Below are 19,140 nucleotides of genomic sequence, written 5' to 3' on the forward strand. Positions count from 1 at the left end.
GATCGTTAGCCTAACTCAGCAGCCGGGGTCAGAAGAGCTGCTGCAGCGGCTCGAGCGCGAAGTAGACGCCGAACATGAGCGCCACCACCCACATGAGCGGGTGGATGTCCCGGCGCCGCCCGACCGCCAGCCGCAGCAGCACGAAGCTGATGACGCCGGCCCCGATGCCGTTGGTGATCGAGTAGGTGAACGGCATCAGCGCGATGGTGAGGAACGCCGGGATGACCAGGGACATGTCGTCCCAGGTGAGGTGCTTGATCTGGCTGATCATCAACGCGCCGACGATGACGAGCGCGGGGGCGGCTGCCTCCGACGGCACCACCGCCACCAGCGGGGTGAAGAAGACCGCGACCAGGAACAGCAGGCCGGTGACGATGCTGGCCAGCCCCGTGCGGGCGCCGTCGGCCACACCGGCGGTGCTCTCGATGTACGTGGTGTTCGACGAGACGCTGCCCGCGCCACCCGCGGCGGCGGCCAGCGAGTCGACGAGCAGGACCGGCTGCGACTTGGGCAGGTTGCGCTTCTCGTCGAGCAGGTCGCCCTCGGCCCCCACGGCGGTCACCGTGCCGACGGTGTCGAAGAAGTCCGCGATCATGATCGAGAAGACGATGAGCAGGGCGGCGACGACGCCGATGCGCTCGAACCCGCCGAACAGGGAGAAGTTGCCGAGCAGCGAGAAGTCCGGGCTGCCGACGACGTCGTCGGGCAGCGCCGGCACCTGCAGCGCCCAGCCGCGGGGGTTCTCCCCGTCGTCGCCGAAGCGGGGGCCGACCCCGGCGATCGCCTCGACGACGATGGCGAGCACCGTCGTCGCCACGATGCCGATGAGCAGCGCGCCCTTGACCTTGCGGACGACCAGCAGGCTCATGAGCAGCAGACCGACGACGAAGACGAGCATCGGCCAGCCGGCGAGCTGCCCGCCGACACCGAAGCTGATCAGCGGGTTGCCCGGCCGGATGATGCCGGCGTCGGCCAGCCCGATGATCGCCAGGAAGAACCCGATGCCGACGGCGATCGCGGTCTTCAGCTGGGCCGGGATCGCCTCGAAGACGGCCCGGCGGAAGCCGGTCAGCACCAGGACGGTGATGAGCAGGCCCTCGAGCACGACCAGGCCCATGACCTCCGGCCAGGACAGCTGCGTGGCCGCGAAGACGGCGACGATCGCGTTGATGCCCAGGCCGGTGGCCAGCGCGAACGGGTAGCGCCCGACGATGCCCATGAGCAGCGTCAGCGCGCCGGCGAGCAGCGCGGTGACCGCGGCGATCGAGCCGAACGGGAGCACCGTGCCCTCGACGTCGGCGCCCGGCGTGCCGTCCGGCCCCGCGATGCTGGTCAGGATGATCGGGTTGAGCACCACGATGTAGGCCATCGTGAAGAACGTCGTGATCCCGCCGCGCACCTCGCGGCTCACCGTCGACCGGCGCGCGCTGATCTCGAAGTAGCGGTCCAGCCCGTTCTTCGGCCGCACCCGCGGCCCCTCGCTGCGGCGCGGGGTGGTGGGAGGCGTGCCGGCCGAGACGTCGGCGGGGGTGCTGCCGTCGGTGGCGGCGGCGCTGGCGCCACCGGACGGACGGGACTTCTGCGGCATGCGGGTTCTCCGGGGCGGTGCGAGCGGCCAACGAGCGGCGCCAGCGTGCCACACGCACGTGGCAAGCAGGTCGCCCCGTGACCGAGCCGGGATCTAAGGTGCCGTCGTGCCCGGTCCCGGAAAGCAGGCTCCCCCGCCGTTGCAGGTGGACACCGCGCGCGTGGTGCTCGCCGGGATCGCGCTGTGGGCGGTCGCCCTGGTCGTCCTGCTGCTGCTGGGCGACCGGGTGGACCGCATGTGGACCTGGACGTGCGTCGCCGCGATCGGGCTGGCGCTCCTGGGGCTCGGCGTCATGAAGCTGCAGGGGCAGCTGGGCCGGCGCGACCGCGGCTGACCCGCGATCAGTCGCTCAGGACGTCGTACTCCGAGGTGTCGTAGCGCGCAGAGGTGACCACCTCGGTCTCCTCGACGACGACGAGGGTCGCCTGGCTGTGCGCGCCGCACCCGTAGTCGGCCGCCACGACCCGACCGTCGCCGGGGGCGTAGGCGTTCCCGCACGCACCGACGAACTGCCGCAGCGAGCCGGCCAGCGGGAGGTAGAACCCGCAGGTCGCGCAGGGGCCGGGTGCCTGCCGGGCCATCGGCGACGTCGGGCCGAACTCCCCCGACGTCCAGCGGGCCACCGCCTCCGACCGGCCCTCCCGCGACATGACGCGCTCCCGGCCGAGGCCGATCTCGGCGGCGACCACCCGTCCCTCCGGGTCGTCGGCGGAGTCGTCGTCGGTCGTGTACGCCGGCACCAGCCGCGGGTCGTCCTCGGTGGCCGGCAGGACGTCGCCCACCGAGAGGTCGCCCGGCCGCAGCCGCTCGTGCCACGGCACCCAGGCCGGGGCCAGCAGCGCCTGCTCACCGGGGAGGAGCACCACCTCGTCGACGGTGATCCGCTCCTCGCCGGGAACCCGGGCGATCGTGACCGCCCAGTGCCAGCCGACGTAGCCGGGCAGCCGGCTGGCGAAGGTGTGGGTGAGCACCTCCCCCAGCTCGGGGGGACCGACCGACTCCGCGGTGGCCCCCAGGTGCTCGCCGACCGCGTCGGCGGCGCCGGCCGTCTCGACGGCCGCCGCCCGGGCCTGCTCGATCGCGGCGGTCAGCGGCTCGGCCGCTGGGGAGGCGGGCCGGACGGGCGCGGGGGACTCGGACACGACTCCCATTGTGGCGGACGACCGGTCCGGCGTCGCGGACCGGACTCCCAGGCGGGTGCGGCACCATGGGCGGCGTGTCCGCCTCCAGCCGCCCGCCCGGCGCACGCCGGTGGTCGCGGCCGGGCAGGCAGGAGGCGGCGCCGCCGCTGGACACCACCCCGCTGGACACCACCCCGCTCGGAGTGCCGCGGCCGCAGACCCGGCCGATGCCCGCGGCCACCCCGAAGATCACCGTCACCCGGGTCGCCGCCGCCCGCAGCCGCGAGCTGACCACCGCCGCCGCCCGCCGGATCCGCGCCGCCAGCCGGGCCGACGGCGCGGGTGAGAGCGGGCTGACCCAGCTGCTGTGGGTGAACGCCCTGCACATGGCCGGTGACGCGATGATCGCCGTCTCCCTGGCCGGCACGCTGTTCTTCGCCGCGACCACCGATGCGCAGCGCGGCAACGTCGCGCTCTACCTGCTGGTGACCATGGCGCCCTTCGCGCTCCTGGCGCCGGTCATCGGCCCCGCGCTGGACCGGCTGCAGCGCGGCCGCCGGTGGGCGCTGGCGGCGTCCCTGGGCGGGCGGGCAGCGCTGGCCCTGGTGATGGCCGGGCACTTCGACGACCTGTGGCTGTACCCGGCGGCCCTGGGGGTGCTGGTGCTGTCCAAGGCGCACAACGTGCTGCGGGCGGCGGTGGTCCCCCGCGTGCTGCCGGGCGCGATGTCGCTGACCTCGGCGAACGCGCGGCTGTCGGTCTTCGGCCTGGCGACGGCAGGGGTGGCCGGTGGCCTGGCCGCCGGGGTGGCCGCGCTGATCGGCTTCGACTGGGAGCTGTGGGCGACCGCCGCGGTGTTCCTGGGCGGGGCGGTGCTGGCCGTCCGGCTCCCCCGGCACGTCGACGTCCCGGCGGGCGAGGAGCCCGCCGACGTCCTGCGCACCGCCGAGATCCCGGTGCAGGGCCGGGGACGCCGGCGGGTGAGCCCGCACGTGGTGCTGGCGCTGCGCGCCAACACGGCGCTGCGCGGCCTGGGCGGCTTCCTCACCATCTTCGCCGCGTTCCTGGTGCAGGCGACGTTCGCCGACGGCTGGTCGGCCACCCTCGCGCTCGGCGCGCTCGCGGCCGCCGCGGGGCTCGGCAGCTTCACCGGGACCGCGGTGGGCTCACGGCTGCACACCGCCGCCCCCGACCGCCTCGTGCTCCACGCGGCGTCCGCCGCCGCGGCGGTGACCGTGCTGGCCGCGGTCTTCTACGGGTTCGCCATGGCGGTGCTCGTGGCCGGCGTCTCCGCCGTCGCCAACGCCCTCGGCAAGGTATCGCTGGACGCGATCATCCAGCGCGAGGTGCCCGAGCGCCTGCGCGCCTCGGCGTTCGCCCGCTCCGAGACGATGCTGCAGCTGGCCTGGGTGGTCGGCGGGGCGCTGGGCATCGCGCTGCCGCCGGTCGGCTGGATCGGGTTCACCGTCGCGGCGGCCCTGCTCGTGCTCGCCGTCGCCCTGATCCTGTGGAGCCTCTACCGCAGCCACCCCCCGGCAGCCGCGCCGGGGGGCCCGGAGGCGCCGACGACGCCGGTGGGACCGTCGTGGTCGTGAGAGCTCCCCTCCCCGCGCTGCTGCTCGCCGTCTGCGCGGCCGGTTCGCTGTCGGCCTGCGCGGGCGAGCCCGCGACCCCCGAGGAGATCCGGGTGCAGGCCGGCAGCCAGGACGTCACCGCCGGGCCGACCCAGTACTGCCTCGACGGCGAGGGGCAGCGCTACAGCACGAGGCCGCCGGTGGTCGAGGTCTCCCCGGGCACCACCATCTCCCTGACCGTCCCCGAGGCGATCGCCGAACGGGGCTGGCAGGTGCAGGTGTTCGACGAGTCGCTGGAGGAGCTCATCGGCGAGGTGGACGTCCCGGCGGGCACCGAGACGTTCGAGGGGATCAGCTCCTCCGACGTCGTCCCGCCAGCCTTCTACCTCGTGGTGGTCGAGGACGCCGGCGGCGACTGCGGCGAGTTCACCGCGGCCTGGCCGGTCGGCTTCCTGCGCGCAGGCGGCGAGCTGGCGGGCTGAGCGGCGGCGCTCAGCCCTCCAGGTCGGTGGCGACGGCGCGCAGCACGGCGGCGACCTTCCGGGCGTGGCCGCGATCGGGGTAGCGGCCGTGGCGCAGCCCCTCGGAGACGTCGTCGAGCAGCTTGATCAGGTCCTCGACGATCGGGACCAGCTCGTCGGGCTTCTTGCGGTTGGCCGCGGCGACGGTGGCCGCCACCGACGGGAGCGGGTCGAGGATGCGGACCTGCAGCGCCTGGTCGCCGCGGCGGCCGGCGACGATGCCGAACTCCACGCGCTGACCGGGCTTGAGGTCGGTGCCGGCGGGCAGCGCGTCCTTGTGCACGAAGACGTCGGGACCGTCCTCGCGGGACAGGAAGCCGAAGCCCTTCTCCGCGTTGAACCACTTCACTCTGCCGGTGGGCACGGTGGATTCCCTCAGTTCCTCGCTCTGGCGCGGCACGCTGGCCGGTCGGACGACGGCGGCAGGACGCCGCTGGTCACCAGGTTAGCCGCCGCGCCGCCGCGCCGACCTGCCGATTCCCGGCGGGTCCCTACGCTGGGCCGGTGCCCGACCACCCCGACTACCGCTTCACCCTGGCCAACGAGCGCACGCTGCTGGCCTGGCTGCGGACCGGGCTGGCGCTGGTCGCGGGCGGGGTCGCCGTCGCCACCTACGCCCCCGACCTCGGGGTCCCGTGGGGCAGCTCCGCCGTCGCGCTGGCGCTGGTCGCCATCGGCCTGGGCATCGCGCTGGCCGGGTACCGCCGGTGGCGGGCCAACGAGGCGGCGATCGAGTCCGGGCGGGCGCTGCCCTCGAGCGTGCTCGTCCCCGCCGTGGTCGCCGCCGTGAGCGCCGTGGTGGTCGTCGTCGGCGTCCTCGTGGGCCTGGAGGTCCTGCGCGGGTGACCGACCCGGTGGAGACCCAGCCCGAACGGACCGCGCTGGCCTGGCAGCGCACCGGGCTGGGGCTGCTCGCCGTGGCCGGGCTGGTGGCGCACCGGGCAGTGGGCGCGGAGCGGCCCGCGCTCCTCGTCGCGGGCGGGGTCACCGCGTTGCTCGGGCTGCTGCTGCTCGGAGGGCTCGCTCCCGCCCGCTACCGGCAGGTGCGCCGCAGGGTGGCCGACGGCGGGCGCGTCTCGAGCCCCGCGCTGGCCCGCGCGGCGACCGCCACCGTCGTCCTCACCGCCCTCGCCGCCGCCGTGGCCGTGCTCATCCCGGGCTGACGTCCGGGGTGATCCGGAGCCGATCCAGCAGCGCCAGGAAGACGACGGCGAAGTCGTTCTCCGCCACCTCGCGGGCCACCAACTCCCAGTCGACCTGCTCGCGCAGCGCGCGGGCGACCGGCAGCAGCCGCGAGAAGTCGCAGTAGTGCTCGTCCAGGGCCATCAGCTTGGACACCACGATGTCGGTCGGCGCCAGCACCGGCATCTGCACGGAGAGGACGGGCAGCGTCTCGGCGCGGTCGACCAGGTCGTTCCCCACGGGGAGTCCGCAGGCCCGCCAGATCACGTCGACGAAGACGTCGTCCCGCACGATCTTCAGCAGCCAGTCCTCGGCCGGCTCCACCACCTGCAGGCCGGCGTCGGCGAGCGCTTCGGCCGCCCGCCCGGCCTCGGCCGCCGGGACGAGGAAGTCGGCGTCGTGATCGGGCTCGGGCGCACCGCGCGCCCAGGCGGCGTAGCCGCCGCAGAGCGCGAACGGCACGTTCCCCTGTTTCAGCGCGACCGCGGTCCGCTTCAGCAGGTCGCGCACCTGCTCCCGGGGAGACGTCTGCACCCAGCGCCTGCTACCCGCAGGTAACGCCCGCACACAGCGGGGTAGACCGGGCGCCCGGCGGGCACTGGGAGCGGGTGCGCATCGCGACCTTCAACCTCCTGCACGGACGCTCGCTCGACGACGGCCGGGTCGACGTCGACCGGCTGGCCGCCGCGGTCAAGACCCTGGACGCCGACGTCCTCGGTCTGCAGGAGGTCGACCGCGACCAGCCGCGGTCGCACGGCGCCGACCTGACCGCCGTCGCGGCCGAGGCGATGGGGGCCGTCGACTCCCAGTTCGTCGCGGCGCTGTCCGGGACGCCCGGCGGCACCTGGATGGCCGCCACCGGCGACGAGCAGCCGGGGTCGGCCAGCTACGGCATCTCCCTGCTCTCCCGGTACCCGGTGGTCTCCTGGCGGGTGGTCCGGCTGGACGCGCTGCGGGTGAGCGTGCCGCTGTGGTCGCAGCAGTCCCGCCGTCCGTTCCTGGCCCGGGACGAACCCCGCGTGGCCGTCGCCGCCGTCATCGACGGCCCCTCCGGGCAGGTCACCGTGTGCAACACCCACCTGTCGTTCATCCCCGGGTGGAACGCCCACCAGCTGCGCACGCTGGTGCGCTCGCTCGCGGGCACGCCGGAGCCCCTGGTGCTGATCGGTGACCTCAACATGCAGCAGCGCGCGGCCGCGCGGCACAGCGGGCTGCGCCCGGTCGCGACGGCGGCGACGTTCCCGGCGCCCCGGCCGACCCGGCAGCTGGACCACGTCCTGGTGCGCGGCGGCATCCGGGCCGGCGGCCCGGCCGAGGCGGTGCGGCTCCCCCTGTCCGACCACCGGGCGCTGGTGGTGCCGGTCGCCCCGGGGTGACGAACTGGAACGGCCACCCTTCAGGGGCCCGCGCCGAGCGTGCGAGGCGTGGGGGGAAGGGTGGTCCTTCTTCAGGCGTTGCGCACGGCCGCCGCGGACTCCAGCCCCAGCTCCGCCACCGACACCTGGCGCATCTCCACCTTGCGGATCTTGCCGGTCACCGTCATCGGGAACTCGTCGACGACCTTCACGTACCGCGGCACCTTGTAGTGGGCCAGCTTGCCGGCGCAGAACTCGCGGAGGCTCTCGGCGGTGAGCGGCTCGGCGCCCTCGCGCAGCCGCACCCAGGCCATGAGCTCCTCCCCGTACCGCTCGTCGGGGACGCCGATGACCTGCGCGTCGACGATGTCGGGGTGGGTGTAGAGGAACTCCTCGATCTCCCGCGGGTACACGTTCTCCCCGCCGCGGATGACCATGTCCTTGATCCGGCCGACGATGTTGAGGTAGCCGGCGTCGTCCATGACGGCGAGGTCGCCGGTGTGCATCCAACGGGCGCGGTCGATGACCTCCGCGGTCTTCTCCGGCTCGTCCCAGTAGCCGAGCATCACCGAGTAGCCGCGGGTGCAGAACTCGCCGGGGGTCCCACGGGGGACGGTCAGCCCGGTCGCCGGGTCGACGACCTTCACCTCCAGGTGCGGGTGCACCCGGCCGACGGTGGAGGTGCGCCGCTCCAGGTCGTCGTCGGCACCGGTCTGCGTGGAGACCGGCGAGGTCTCGGTCATGCCGTAGCAGATGGTCACCTCGGTCATGCCCATCTCGGCGACCACCCGCTTCATCACCTCCACCGGGCACGGCGAGCCGGCCATGATGCCGGTGCGCAGGCTGGAGAGGTCGAACTCGCCGAAGTTCGGCAGCCCGAGCTCGGCGATGAACATCGTCGGGACGCCGTACAGCGAGGTGCAGCGCTCGTCCTGCACGGCCTGCAGCGTCAGCGCGGGGTCGAACCCCGGCGCCGGGATGACCATCGTCGCGCCGTGGCTGGTGGCGCCGAGATTGCCCATCCCCATGCCGAAGCAGTGGTAGTACGGCACCGGGATGCAGACGCGGTCGGCCTCGGTGTAGCCGCACCCCTCGCCGACGAAGAACCCGTTGTTGAGCAGGTTGTGGTGGGTGAGCGTGGCGCCCTTCGGGAAGCCGGTCGTGCCCGACGTGTACTGGATGTTGATCGGGTCGTCGGCGGAGAGCTGCGTCTCGCGCTCGGCGAGCAGCCCCCGGTCCCCCTCCCGGCCCGCGCGCATCAGCGCATCCCACTCCGGGGAGCCCAGGAAGACGACCTCGCGCAGCTCGGGGCACTCACCGCGCACCTCGGCGACCATGGCGCGGTAGTCGCTGGTCTTGAACGCAGGGGCCGCGACCAGCACGGAGATCCCGGCCTGCTTCAGCACGTAGGCGAGCTCGTGGGTGCGGTAGGCCGGGTTGATGTTCACCAGGATCGCGCCGAGCTTCGCCGTCGCGTACTGGACGAACACCCACTCGGCGCAGTTGGGCGCCCAGATGCCGACCCGGTCACCCTTGGCCACGCCGAGGGCGTCGAGCCCCAGCGCGCAGGCATCGACGTCGTCGACCAGCTGGGGATAGGTCCAGCGGCGACCGGAGGCGCACTCGACGAGCGCCTCGTGGTCGCCCACCCGTGCCGCCGTCCGATCCAGGTTCGCCCCGATCGTGTCGCCCAGCAGGGGGACCGTGGAGGTCCCGCTGCTGTAGGACGGCAGCGCGGGCGCGCTCACCGCCGCCGGCCCTCTGCGGTCTGGACGCCGGCCCGGTTGGGCTTGTCCGTCGGGTGGGCGTAGCGCAGGCGCTCCGGCGGGATCGGGAAGCCGTGGTCCTCGCCGAACGGCGACAACGGGCCGGCGACCGAGGCCACGAGCTCGGTGATCGGCGGACCGCCGCCGTCGGACTCGCCCCAGGTGGGTTCCACCAGGTGGGCGTGCTTCTCGTTGCGCTTGGCCATGACGCCTCCGTGTGCGGTCGCGGGTGCACCGCGCGGTGCACTGTCCCCCACATCATCTCCTGACCGGCCTGCCCGGCGCGCGCCACCGCCCCCGCGGCGGGGGGTGTCGCGGTCAGCGCCCCCGGGCGACGGCCCGGGCGCCGTAGAGGGTGCCCGCTCCCTCGGTCGTGAACACCCACTGCCCCGCTCCGACCGGCGCGGCGAGCACGCTGCCGCCGTCGAGCGCCTGCACCGCGCGGGTCCGCCAGATCGCGGTGCTCAGCAGGCGGAGGTGGACGTCGTCGTCGAGGCCGTCGGGCTCGAAGGCGAGGACGGCCGGCCCGGCGACGCGCAGCGTGCCGCGGCGCCACGGGGTGCCGGCCAGCGCCCGCCGCCAGCGGTGGGTGCGCCACAGCGCCCCGGCGCCCACGCCGACGGCGGCCAGCCCGCCGAGCACGAGCACCAGGACGGCGAGGCCCGCACCGGGCACCCGGCGCCCGTCCTCGCCGGCGATGGTGATCGCGGCGACGCCGAGCAGGATCCCCAGGACGACGGCGATGGCCCCGCCGCCCAGCCAGCGCAGCGCCCCGACCTGGTGGGCGGCCAGGGCGGTCCGGGTGCCGGGGTCCTCACTCGCCGGGTGCATGCCTCCATGCTGGCAGCAGCGTCGGCGGGGGCGGCGACGTAGCGTGGACCGGATGTCCACGGAAGCTCCTGCGACGCTCGCCGCCTGGTTGCGCACCCGCAGCGACGAGCAGCTGCGCGCGTTGCTGGCGGCCCGGCCCGACGTGGCCCGCCCCGCGCCGTCCGACGTCGTCGCGCTCGCCAGTCGGCTGGCCGTCCCGGTGTCGGTGGACCGCGCGCTGGACGAGCTGGACGCCGCGACCCTGCAGGTGCTGGACGTGGTGCTGCTCGCGCCCACCGACGGTCTGGCGCCCGACGCGCTGTTCGGGGAGCTGCCCGAGGTCGGCGAGGACGTGATCGCCGGCGCGATCGAGGCGCTCACCGCGCGGGCGCTGCTCTGGGGCGACGACGTGCTGCACGCCCCCGACCCGGTGCGCCGTGCCGTCCGGCACCCCGCCGGCCTGGGTCGCCGCGCGGTGGACCTGCGCCTGCAGCTGCCCGCCGACCTCCCCGCCGCGCTCGCCGAGCTCGCCCCGGACGAACGCGCCGTCCTGGAGCGGCTGGCCGGCGACCGGCCGGTCGGCCACCTGCCCGATTCGCCGAACGGCGGCGCGTCACCGGCCCGGCGGCTGCTGCAGCGCGGACTGCTCGCCCGCATCGACGCGCTGAACGTCGAGCTGCCCCGCGAGATCGGCCTGCTGCTGCGCGGCGACCGGCCGTACGGCTCGCCGCGCCGTCGCCCGGAGCCCGCCGTCGTCACGCGGGACCCGCAGGTGGTGGACCGGCAGGCCGCCGGTGCCGCGCTGGAGTCGGTCGGGCGCGTCGGGGAGCTGCTCGCGCTCCTGGAGGAGGAGCCGGCCGGGCTGCTGCGCAGCGGCGGGGTCGGCGTGCGCGACCAGAAGCGGCTGGCGAAGACGCTGAAGGTCGCCGAGCCCGACGCCGCCTGGCTGCTGGAGCTGGCGCACGCCGGCGGGCTGCTCGACGTGGGTGGGCCGCACCGGGACGAGTGGCTGCCCACGCGGGCCTACGACGTGTGGCGGGAGCAGGACCTCGCCGACCGCTGGGCGGCGCTCGCGGCCGGCTGGCTCGGCGGTGTCCGGCTGCCCTCGCTGGTGGGGGTGCGCGACCTGGCCGGCAAGGCCGCCAACCCGCTCTCCCCCGACCTGGTGCGGCACACCGCGCCGGCGATCCGCCGGTCGGCGCTGGCCGTGCTCGCCGAGCAGCCGCCGGGTTCGGGGCTGGCGCCCGACGACCTCACCGCGCTGCTGCGCTGGCGCACCCCGCGCCGGGCGGACCGGCTGGCGCCGGTGCCCGACATGCTCGCCGAGGCCGCGCGGCTCGGGGTGCTCGTGGGCGGGGTGCTCTCCACCGGTGGCCGCGGTCTGCTGGCCGCCGGCGAGGACGGCGCCGCCGACGGCATGCGGGGGTTGCTGCCCGAGCCGGTCGACCACGTCCTCGCCCAGCCGGACCTGTCGCTGATCGCGCCGGGACCGCTGGTCGCCGAGCTGGCCGACACGCTGGCCGTCGTCGCCGACGTCGAGTCCTCCGGCGGCGCCACGGTGTTCCGGGTGTCGGAGGGCAGCGTGCGGCGGGCGCTGGACGCCGGCTGGTCGGCGTCGGACCTGCACGACTTCTTCGCCCGGGCGTCCCGCACCCCTGTGCCGCAGGCGCTGGATTACCTCGTCGACGACGTGGCCCGGCAGCACGGGCGGCTGCGGGTCGGGTCGATCGAGTCCTACGTGCGCTCGGACGACCACGGGCTGCTGTCCCAGGTGCTCAGCGACCGGCGCACCGCCGGGGCCGAGCTGCGCCGCCTGGCCCCGGGCGTGCTGGTGAGCGGGCTGGGCGCCGACGAGGTGCTCACCGTGCTGCGCGAGGCCGGGTACGCCCCGGCCGGCGAGCACCCGGGCGGGGCGGTGCTCACCCGGCCGCCGGCCCGGCCGCGCGCAGTGGGCCGCCGCGGCACCGAGCCACCGGCCGCGCCGCGCCCGCTCAGCGGCACCGACCTGGACGCCACGGTGCGGGAGATCCGGGCCGGCGACGCCGCGCTGGCCGCCCGCCGCGGGGAGGCGGTGCGGCAGGTGCCGGGCGTGACGACGGCGTCGACGCTGGAGCTGCTGTCGCGGGCCGTGCGGGAGGGCGTGCCGGTGTGGCTGGGCTACGTGGACGCCCAGGGCAGCGGCAGCCAGCGCGTGGTCCAGCCGGTGTCGCTGGCCGGGGGGTTCCTGCAGGGCTACGACGAACGCCGCGGGGAGAGCCGCACCTTTGCCGTCCACCGGATCACCTCGGTGGCGCTGGTGGAGGGCGACGCGGCCGGCTGAGGCGCGCGGTCTCCGGCACGGCGAACCGTCGGTGCCGCGGCCTACCGTGCCGCCGTGACCGAGACGTTCACCGCCGAGCTCTGGGTGCACGACGGGTCGGCGGGCTGGCACTTCCTCACCCTGCCGCCGGAGGTGGCCGACAAGGTGCGCGAGGCCGGTGCCACGGGCCGCAGCGCGTTCGGCTCCGTGCGCGTCACCGCCACGGTGGGCAGCACCTCGTGGCAGACGTCGCTGTTCCCCGACGCCGGCAGCGGCAGCTACCTGCTCCCGGTCAAGAGGTCGGTGCGGGCGGCGGAGCGGCTCGACGCCGGGGACCGCGTCCGGGTCGAGCTGGCCGTCACGGCTCCGCTGGCACGGCGTAGCGGCGGGTGAACATCCAGCCCAGGTGGGCCGCGAGCCCCGCCAGGTAGCCGCCGACCAGCACCAGCGGCCACGGACCGAGGCCGGGGTCGCCGGCCGTGGCGGCGCGGACGACGAGCCACTGCACCCCGGTGAGGAGCAGGAACGTCCAGGCGCCGATCAGCCACAGGTCCGTCGTGATCATCCCGCGCAGCCGGTCGAGGTTCTCCGCCCGCTTCCAGTACCCCGGGTTCGGCACGTTGACCAGCTCGGGGCGGCACCGGCGGACGAACCGGGCGCAGCCGGCGAAGACCGCCGCCATGGCCAGCCCGAGCACCGCCGCGCCGACCAGGGCCGCGGGCCGGCCGGCCCAGGTGTCCGGCTCGCCGCCGGGGCCGAAGTGGACGGGCACCCGGTCGGGCAGCCGCGTCCACGCCCACACCCAGACCGCGGCGTACAGCGCCGCTGCGGCGGCGAACCAGCTCCTCGACCGCATCCCGGCAACCTAACCCCCGGCGGCTGCGCCGGAGCCGGGCCGTCGTGCGGGGGAAGGCCGTGTCGTCCCCCGGCGTTACCGTGGTCAGTCCGGTGCGCCCGCCGCGCCGCCGCCCCCGATCGAAGGACTCCCCCGCGTGAACGACGGTCCGCTCATCGTCCAGTCGGACAAGACCCTGCTGCTCGAGGTCGACCACCCGCTGGCCCGCGACTGCCGGGCGGCGATCGCGCCGTTCGCCGAGCTGGAGCGCTCCCCCGAGCACGTGCACACCTACCGGGTGACGCCGCTGGCGCTGTGGAACGCGCGCGCCGCCGGCCACGACGCCGAGCAGGTCGTGGACGCGCTGGTGCGCTACTCGCGCTACCCGGTGCCGCACGCGCTGCTGGTCGACATCGCGGACACCATGGACCGGTTCGGCCGGCTGACGCTGCAGAACCACCCGGTGCACGGGCTGGTGCTGTCCAGCACGGACCGCGCGGTGCTGGAGGAGGTCATCCGGTCGAAGAAGGTCGCCCCGATGCTGGGCGCCCGCATCGACGCGGACTCCGTCGTCGTCCACCCCTCGGAGCGCGGGCGGCTGAAGCAGGCGCTGCTCAAGGTGGGCTGGCCGGCCGAGGACCTCGCCGGCTACGTGGACGGCCAGGCGCACCCGATCTTCCTGGACCAGGAGGACTGGCAGCTGCGCGACTACCAGCAGGAGGCCGTCGACGGCTTCTGGGCCGGCGGCTCGGGCGTCGTCGTCCTGCCCTGCGGGGCCGGCAAGACGCTGGTCGGCGCCGCGGCGATGGCCGAGGCCAAGGCGACCACGCTGATCCTGGTGACCAACACCGTCTCCGGGCGGCAGTGGAAGCGCGAGCTCATCGCCCGCACCACGCTGACCGAGGAGGAGATCGGCGAGTACTCCGGCGAGCGCAAGGAGATCCGCCCGGTCACGATCGCGACCTACCAGGTGATCACCACCCGCCGGAAGGGCGAGTACCGGCACCTGGACCTGTTCGACGCGCAGGACTGGGGCCTGATCGTCTACGACGAGGTGCACCTGCTGCCCGCGCCGATCTTCCGGCTGACCGCTGACCTGCAGTCCCGCCGCCGGCTGGGGCTGACCGCGACGCTGGTGCGCGAGGACGGGCGGGAGGACGACGTCTTCTCGCTCATCGGGCCGAAGCGCTACGACGCGCCGTGGAAGGACATCGAGCAGCAGGGCTACATCGCGCCGGCCGAGTGCGTCGAGGTGCGGGTGGCGCTCGACGACGAGGAGCGGATGACCTACGCCGTCGCCGAACCGGAGGAGCGCTACCGGATCGCCGCCACGGCGCAGTCGAAGCTGCCGGTGATCCGCCGGGTGCTGGAGCGGCACCCAGACGAGCAGAAGCTCGTGATCGGCGCTTACCTCGACCAGCTCGAGGCGCTGGGCGAGGCCCTCGACGCCCCGGTCATCCAGGGGTCGACGACGAACAAGGAGCGCGAGCGCCTCTTCCAGGCGTTCCGCATCGGCGAGATCAAGACTCTCGTCGTCTCCAAGGTCGCCAATTTCTCCATCGACCTGCCCGAGGCCGCCGTCGCCGTGCAGGTGTCGGGGACGTTCGGGTCGCGCCAGGAGGAGGCGCAGCGGCTCGGCCGGGTGCTGCGGCCCAAGGCCGACGGCCGGCAGGCGCACTTCTACACGGTGGTCAGCCGCGACACCCTCGACAGCGAGTACGCCGCGCACCGGCAGCGCTTCCTCGCCGAGCAGGGCTACGCGTACACGATCGTCGACGCCGGCGACCTGGCCGGCCCAGGCGAGGTCAACGGGCCCGACTGGGTGGACGAGCCGGCCGACTGACGGTCTCTGCCGGTCCCCTTCGGCTTCAGTCGGGGTAACGACTCGCCGATCACGCGGGGGTGGAGCTCCACTCCGGGGGGACGCCGGCGACGGCCAGGTGCCGGTTGGCCTACGGGTACGGCCCCCCGCGACGGGGCCGGCTCGAGTTGTCCCCTGTGCGGCCGACCTGGCGCCGGCTCCGCGAGGAGGTCGACCTCACCGGCGCATCGCCGGTCGCCTCGTCGGTACTCTTCGATCACCCGGACGGACCGGCGGATCTGCTGCTGCAGCTCCGCGACGGTGACTCGGTGCAGTTGCGCCTGGCGACCCCTGACGCGCTCGAACTGACCCGCCTGCTCGCGGCAGGTGTGCCAGGGGGCTCCGCCGCTCCTGAACCGGCACCGATCCGGCGCAGGCCGCCCCGCGGCGCGGCCGCGATCGCCGTCATGCTCACCGGAGTCCTCTACGTCGGCTTCTACGTCCTCATGGCCGCCACCGGATACGCGGCGACCGCAACGGTCACCGGCGAGGACCGTGATGGGGACGGCTTCTGCGACGTGGTGTGGGAGGACGCCGCCGGTCAGCGGCACAGCGGCGAGTGCAGCTGCTCCGACGAGTCGGCAGGGAGCACCATCGACGTCCTCGTATCCGGCTGGCCTTTCCCCGATGAGGCCATCACGCCGGGCGACTTCGCCCTCGAGACGCTCGTCGTAGGAATTCCGCTGTGCGGCTTCGGCGGGGTGCGGCTGCTGTTCGTGCGGAGACGAGCAGCGCGATGGCGCACCGATCTGGCGTCGACATCGTCACCGGATACGGCGCAGCCGTTGCCGCGGGCTGCCGAGGCAGCTGCGACGCACCGGGCTCTGGCCCGCACCCGCCGTCGGACCATGGGGGTCTTCGCCCTCGGGATCCTCTCCCTCACGGGCTTCGTGGTGAGCGCGAGCGTCGTCTTCGACCAGAGTGCGGAGCTTCGCGCATCCGGCGAGCAGACGGTCGGCACCATCGAAGAAATCCGTCCCAGGCAGGGCCTCACGACGGGCAGCGCACTCATCCGTTACCGGGTCGATGGCGTGGAGAGGTACGAGACGGTGGCCCTGGGTGACTACACCGACCGCTACTCCGAGAACCAGACCGTCACTGTCCACTACGACGCGGCGGATCCAGGCCACATGACGATCGACGACCAGGACAACCAACCCTCGTGGTCGGTCCTACCCATGATCGTCGCCCTGGTGGGCGGGCTCGGGATGGTCTGGCTGGCCGGACACCGCTGGGTGCGTGGTCTCCGCGTCGAGCGGCTGCTCTGGGAGCGACCGTGGGAGCGGGTCCGTGCGGACGTCGCAACCCACGGTGCGGGGCTGGTGGTGCGCCTGGACGACGGATCGGTGTGGCGCTCTGGACGGTCGCCCGGTTGGCGACGGCGTGAAAACGGTGAGGACCTGCCAACGACCGGGCACGAGGATGACGACGTGGACGACCGGTCCTTCTGGTGGGTCTCCGACGGCACCAGGGCCGTCTTCGCCCGCGACCGGAGCGGTCCGTTCGTCCGCACGCGTCGTAGCCGCTGACCTCGTCCTCAGAACGGCGGTGGCGATGTCGCCGCCACCAGACCGCTCGGTGTGGTGACCGTCAGGGTGCCGTCCGGTGCGAGCTCGTGCTGCCACCCGGGGGCCTGGTGCTTGCCGCGGTGGTGCGACGTGCAGTAGCCGACGAGGTTGGTCGCCGCAGTGGGTCCGTCGGGGTACGGGCGGTCGTGGTCGAGCTCGCCGCCGCGTGGAACGGGCCGGCGGCAGCCGGGGAAGCGGCAGCGCCGGTCGCGGGCGCGAAGGTAGCGGTCGAGCGCGGCGCCCGGCCGGTAGCCGTCGGTGGGTGGCGGTGGGCCGAGCCCGGGCCGGCCGGTCAGGTCGTGATCGCACCCGGCCGGGTCGCGGCGGCAGGCGGCGTCCCCGCAGACGGCCAGCCGGGTGAGCATCGGCGCATCGGTGAGCGCCAGCAGGGCCCCGGTCAGCTCGTCGACCAGGGCGATGCGCGGCCGGTCGGCGAGGCCGCCGCCGCCGGTGCGGTGCAGCAGGTCGGCCAGGGCCACGCGCTGCTGCTGGGCCGCCGCGGTCAACGCGGTGATCGCATCGGGTGCCGCAGACGCCCGGCCCCCGGGGCCGGCTTGCCACGCCTCCTCGTCGTCCGCGTCGGCGAGCCGCGCGGCCGCGACCGCACGCTGCGCCCGCCCGACGGCGCGCTCCAGGTCGAGCAGCGCCGCGCCTGCGACATCGACGGCACGATCGGCCGCCGCCCACGTGCCGACGGCAGGCTGAGGATGTACCTCGGACCCGGGACCGTCGTCGGCCGGTGAGGTGGAGCGGGCGCGCGCACCGTCGCCGGGCGCGGGTCCGTCGGACCACCATGCGTCGAGGGGCGGTGCCGCACCGGCCCGCGGCGGGTCGAACACGCCCATGTCCACCGGTGAGGGCATGCGGTGGAAGCGGGCCTGCTCGGCCCAGTAGCGTTCCATCTCCGCCTCCGGCGGCTCCTCCGCACCGCCCCACTCAGCGAGGACGAGCGCCTCGGAGGCTGCCCACCAGTCGGCGAAGGCCTCCTCCTCCGTGGGCCAGGCGGCGCGTGCCGGGGTGGGTGGCGCGACGGACGGAGCAACGACCGGTGCGGCTTCCTCCGCAGCGGCGTCGGGGAGCAGCCCCAGGGCACGGGCGAGCGCCCGCACCATCTCCGCCGGGACCACCTGCCCGGAGATCTCACCCGGCTCGTCGCCGCCCAGCAGGGTGCGCACCCCGGCGACCACGGTCAGCTGCGCGGTCACCGGCGGCATCTCGTGCTCCCCGGGCCGCAGGACGAGGTCGAGCAGGCAGTCGGCCATCTTCTGCCCACGGGTGCGCTGGTCATCGGGGCCGGTGTCGAGGGCGTCGGCGTACCGACCCAGGGCGTCCAGCAGCGCCTGGGCCTCGGGCACCGTGAGCAGCGCGCTCAGCACCGCCGTCCCGTCCGCGGTGCCCGGCCGCACGGAGACGCCGCGGTCGCGCAGCGCTCGGGCCAGCCGGCCGGCCGCGTCGCGCGCATCGCGCCGGAGGACCACACGCCGCGCCTTGTCACCCAGCTGCGCCGGGGTGGTGGTGGTCCGCCGGCCGACCCAGGCGAGCAGTTCGGCCTCCACCTCGGCGCGGACCTTCGGGTCCGCGATCGGCGCGACGGTGCCGAGCATCGGCCACAGGTGCCCGTCGTGCAGTGCGCCCGATTCGAGGGCCTGCAGCGTCCCGGGCAGCCGGTGCACGAGCGTCAAGGACCGGGTGAGCAGCGCTTCGGCCGACTGCGAAGTGCGGGACAGGGCGACGGCGAGTTCCTGGGTGGCCCACTCGCTGACGTCGGCGAGCACCTCCGGCCTGGAGGCCCGGCGATCGGCGCTCATGGCGCCCGGCTCGCCCGGCTGCCGGTCCACGGACGCCGGACGGGCCGCCGCGAACTCGGCCACCGCCCGGGCGCGCAGCGCGGTCTGCCGGCCGATCTCCCGGTCGGCGGCCTGCACCGCGCCGAGCGGCCCGGTCGCCCAGCCGACCGCAGGCGCACCCGGTGGGGCACTGGTCGTCGTCCCGGCGTCTGACATGCTCCGAACATACGTTCGACCACCGACAATTCCGCGCGACCGCTCCTGCGTCAGGACCGGGTCGCGACCAGGTCCAGACCCATGAGCACCTCGTCCCGCCGGTCGTCGGGGGTGATCTGCAGAGCGCCGGGCCAGCGACCGGTCACCGTCCAGCCATACCGGCCGTAGAAGGCCTCGAGCCCCATGCCGCCGCGCACCTCCAGCCGGAGCGCGTCCAGGCCCAGGTCACCCCGCGCCGCGCGGGCCACCTCGGCCATCAGCGCGCCACCGACCCCCATCCCGCGCGCGGGCAGCGCCGTCTGCACGTGGGTCACGCGGGCCCAGTGCGCCGTCACGGGATCGGCGTTGCCGGTCAGCACGAGCCACCCAGCCACGTCTTCCCCCCGCGTGGCGACGAGGAGCCGCTGGAGCTGGGGATCGAGGCCGGCGACGAGCCGGTCGACGACGGGACGCACCACGTCGTCACCGACGGGCAGCCGCTGGGCGAAGCCGACCGCTCCCCCGGCGTTCGCGACATCGCGCCAGCACGACGTGAGCTGGGAGCACAGGCCTTCCCCCACCTCGCCCGGCGTCGTGCACCACCGCAGAACCGGCTCGTCGATCACGCCCGGTAGCCTGGCAGGACACCCGGTTGTCATCTGCACCGGGTTTGCCACG

At 74.8% G+C, this 19,140-nt stretch carries 20 protein-coding genes; 10 read left to right on the forward strand and 10 right to left on the reverse strand.

All coding sequences use genetic code 11. The annotated features are described in order from the left end of the window. Nucleotides 1–28 precede the first annotated feature (28 nt). Nucleotides 29–1,588: an NCS2 family permease gene (locus ACI79Q_RS01785; RefSeq protein WP_456588056.1), complete on the reverse strand. Its 1,560-nt coding sequence runs from the start codon at nt 1,586–1,588 to the stop codon at nt 29–31. 106 nt (nt 1,589–1,694) lie between these two features. Here ACI79Q_RS01785 and ACI79Q_RS01790 point away from each other — a divergent pair, with 106 nt between their 5' ends. Continuing rightward, complete coding sequence (locus tag ACI79Q_RS01790) at nt 1,695–1,922, forward strand: DUF2530 domain-containing protein (protein WP_456588057.1); 228 nt, start codon at nt 1,695–1,697, stop codon at nt 1,920–1,922. Between the two features lie 7 nt (nt 1,923–1,929). Here ACI79Q_RS01790 and ACI79Q_RS01795 read toward each other — a convergent pair whose 3' ends face one another. Next, on the reverse strand, nt 1,930–2,730 hold the full coding sequence (locus ACI79Q_RS01795) for a DUF3027 domain-containing protein (RefSeq protein WP_456614032.1): 801 nt from the start codon (nt 2,728–2,730) through the stop codon (nt 1,930–1,932). 65 nt (nt 2,731–2,795) lie between these two features. Here ACI79Q_RS01795 and ACI79Q_RS01800 point away from each other — a divergent pair, with 65 nt between their 5' ends. Together ACI79Q_RS01800 and ACI79Q_RS01805 are read left to right on the forward strand one after the other, a co-directional pair. After that, nucleotides 2,796–4,304: an MFS transporter gene (locus ACI79Q_RS01800; RefSeq protein WP_456614033.1), complete on the forward strand. Its 1,509-nt coding sequence runs from the start codon at nt 2,796–2,798 to the stop codon at nt 4,302–4,304. Further along, nucleotides 4,301–4,765 (forward strand): DUF2771 family protein, encoded by a 465-nt coding sequence (locus ACI79Q_RS01805; protein WP_456614034.1) that lies wholly within the window; start codon nt 4,301–4,303, stop codon nt 4,763–4,765. Before ACI79Q_RS01800 ends, ACI79Q_RS01805 begins: the two co-directional genes overlap by 4 nt. A gap of 10 nt (nt 4,766–4,775) precedes the next feature. Here ACI79Q_RS01805 and ACI79Q_RS01810 read toward each other — a convergent pair whose 3' ends face one another. Continuing rightward, complete coding sequence (locus tag ACI79Q_RS01810) at nt 4,776–5,168, reverse strand: cold-shock protein (protein ID WP_456588061.1); 393 nt, start codon at nt 5,166–5,168, stop codon at nt 4,776–4,778. A 140-nt stretch (nt 5,169–5,308) separates the two neighbouring features. Between ACI79Q_RS01810 and ACI79Q_RS01815 the strand changes: the two genes are divergently transcribed. Then, the gene (locus ACI79Q_RS01815) at nt 5,309–5,650 is read left to right on the forward strand and encodes a YidH family protein (RefSeq protein ID WP_456588062.1); all 342 of its coding nucleotides are present in this window, start codon (nt 5,309–5,311) and stop codon (nt 5,648–5,650) included. Next, nucleotides 5,647–5,967, forward strand: a complete 321-nt coding sequence (locus ACI79Q_RS01820; RefSeq protein WP_456614035.1) for a DUF202 domain-containing protein — start codon at nt 5,647–5,649, stop codon at nt 5,965–5,967. The genes ACI79Q_RS01815 and ACI79Q_RS01820 overlap by 4 nt, the downstream gene beginning before the upstream one ends. Here the strand turns inward: ACI79Q_RS01820 and ACI79Q_RS01825 are convergent. After that, a complete protein-coding gene (locus ACI79Q_RS01825; protein ID WP_456614036.1) occupies nt 5,954–6,520 on the reverse strand; it encodes a nucleotidyltransferase family protein in 567 nt (188 codons plus the stop codon). The genes ACI79Q_RS01820 and ACI79Q_RS01825 overlap by 14 nt on opposite strands. Nucleotides 6,521–6,594: 74 nt before the next feature. Here ACI79Q_RS01825 and ACI79Q_RS01830 point away from each other — a divergent pair, with 74 nt between their 5' ends. Continuing rightward, complete coding sequence (locus tag ACI79Q_RS01830) at nt 6,595–7,362, forward strand: endonuclease/exonuclease/phosphatase family protein (protein WP_456614037.1); 768 nt, start codon at nt 6,595–6,597, stop codon at nt 7,360–7,362. Between the two features lie 71 nt (nt 7,363–7,433). Here ACI79Q_RS01830 and ACI79Q_RS01835 read toward each other — a convergent pair whose 3' ends face one another. The 3 genes from ACI79Q_RS01835 to ACI79Q_RS01845 form a co-directional block, all read right to left on the reverse strand. Next, a complete protein-coding gene (locus ACI79Q_RS01835) occupies nt 7,434–9,089 on the reverse strand; it encodes an AMP-binding protein (RefSeq protein ID WP_456588066.1) in 1,656 nt (551 codons plus the stop codon). After that, complete coding sequence (locus tag ACI79Q_RS01840; protein WP_456588067.1) at nt 9,086–9,313, reverse strand: hypothetical protein; 228 nt, start codon at nt 9,311–9,313, stop codon at nt 9,086–9,088. Before ACI79Q_RS01840 ends, ACI79Q_RS01835 begins: the two co-directional genes overlap by 4 nt. Nucleotides 9,314–9,425: 112 nt before the next feature. Beyond that, the gene (locus tag ACI79Q_RS01845; RefSeq protein ID WP_456595884.1) at nt 9,426–9,938 is read right to left on the reverse strand and encodes a hypothetical protein; all 513 of its coding nucleotides are present in this window, start codon (nt 9,936–9,938) and stop codon (nt 9,426–9,428) included. 52 nt (nt 9,939–9,990) lie between these two features. Between ACI79Q_RS01845 and ACI79Q_RS01850 the strand changes: the two genes are divergently transcribed. Together ACI79Q_RS01850 and ACI79Q_RS01855 are read left to right on the forward strand one after the other, a co-directional pair. Then, nucleotides 9,991–12,237, forward strand: a complete 2,247-nt coding sequence (locus ACI79Q_RS01850) for a helicase-associated domain-containing protein (protein ID WP_456614038.1) — start codon at nt 9,991–9,993, stop codon at nt 12,235–12,237. 54 nt (nt 12,238–12,291) lie between these two features. Next, entirely contained in the window at nt 12,292–12,609 is a 318-nt protein-coding gene (locus ACI79Q_RS01855; protein ID WP_456614039.1) for a DUF1905 domain-containing protein, read from the forward strand. Here ACI79Q_RS01855 and ACI79Q_RS01860 read toward each other — a convergent pair. Further along, nucleotides 12,575–13,072 carry a DUF1648 domain-containing protein gene (locus ACI79Q_RS01860; protein WP_456614040.1) on the reverse strand — a complete coding sequence of 166 codons (498 nt, stop codon included), beginning with the start codon at nt 13,070–13,072 and terminating at the stop codon, nt 12,575–12,577. The two genes, ACI79Q_RS01855 and ACI79Q_RS01860, sit on opposite strands and share 35 nt — an antisense overlap. A gap of 136 nt (nt 13,073–13,208) precedes the next feature. Between ACI79Q_RS01860 and ACI79Q_RS01865 the strand changes: the two genes are divergently transcribed. After that, nucleotides 13,209–14,894, forward strand: coding sequence for a DNA repair helicase XPB (locus ACI79Q_RS01865; protein ID WP_456614041.1), 1,686 nt, complete (start codon nt 13,209–13,211; stop codon nt 14,892–14,894). A gap of 155 nt (nt 14,895–15,049) precedes the next feature. Beyond that, entirely contained in the window at nt 15,050–16,441 is a 1,392-nt protein-coding gene (locus ACI79Q_RS01870) for a DUF3592 domain-containing protein (protein ID WP_456614042.1), read from the forward strand. Nucleotides 16,442–16,449: 8 nt separating this feature from the next. On the opposite strand, the gene ACI79Q_RS01875 is transcribed toward ACI79Q_RS01870, so the two are convergent. Beyond that, nucleotides 16,450–18,483, reverse strand: a complete 2,034-nt coding sequence (locus tag ACI79Q_RS01875) for a DUF222 domain-containing protein (protein WP_456614043.1) — start codon at nt 18,481–18,483, stop codon at nt 16,450–16,452. 50 nt (nt 18,484–18,533) lie between these two features. After that, nucleotides 18,534–19,088, reverse strand: a complete 555-nt coding sequence (locus tag ACI79Q_RS01880; protein WP_456599093.1) for an N-acetyltransferase family protein — start codon at nt 19,086–19,088, stop codon at nt 18,534–18,536. Nucleotides 19,089–19,140 lie beyond the last annotated feature (52 nt).

It is taken from the genome of Blastococcus sp. SYSU DS0828 (genome assembly GCF_054050975.1).

Coding starts and splice junctions, on each gene's coding strand:
- ACI79Q_RS01785 (WP_456588056.1), bottom strand. CDS start 1,588: ATGCCGCAGAAGTCCCGTCCGTCCGGTGGCGCCAGCGCCGCCGCCACC.
- ACI79Q_RS01800 (WP_456614033.1), top strand. CDS start 2,796: ATGGGCGGCGTGTCCGCCTCCAGCCGCCCGCCCGGCGCACGCCGGTGG.
- ACI79Q_RS01840 (WP_456588067.1), bottom strand. CDS start 9,313: ATGGCCAAGCGCAACGAGAAGCACGCCCACCTGGTGGAACCCACCTGG.
- ACI79Q_RS01845 (WP_456595884.1), bottom strand. CDS start 9,938: ATGCACCCGGCGAGTGAGGACCCCGGCACCCGGACCGCCCTGGCCGCC.
- ACI79Q_RS01850 (WP_456614038.1), top strand. CDS start 9,991: ATGTCCACGGAAGCTCCTGCGACGCTCGCCGCCTGGTTGCGCACCCGC.
- ACI79Q_RS01860 (WP_456614040.1), bottom strand. CDS start 13,072: ATGCGGTCGAGGAGCTGGTTCGCCGCCGCAGCGGCGCTGTACGCCGCG.
- ACI79Q_RS01875 (WP_456614043.1), bottom strand. CDS start 18,483: ATGTCAGACGCCGGGACGACGACCAGTGCCCCACCGGGTGCGCCTGCG.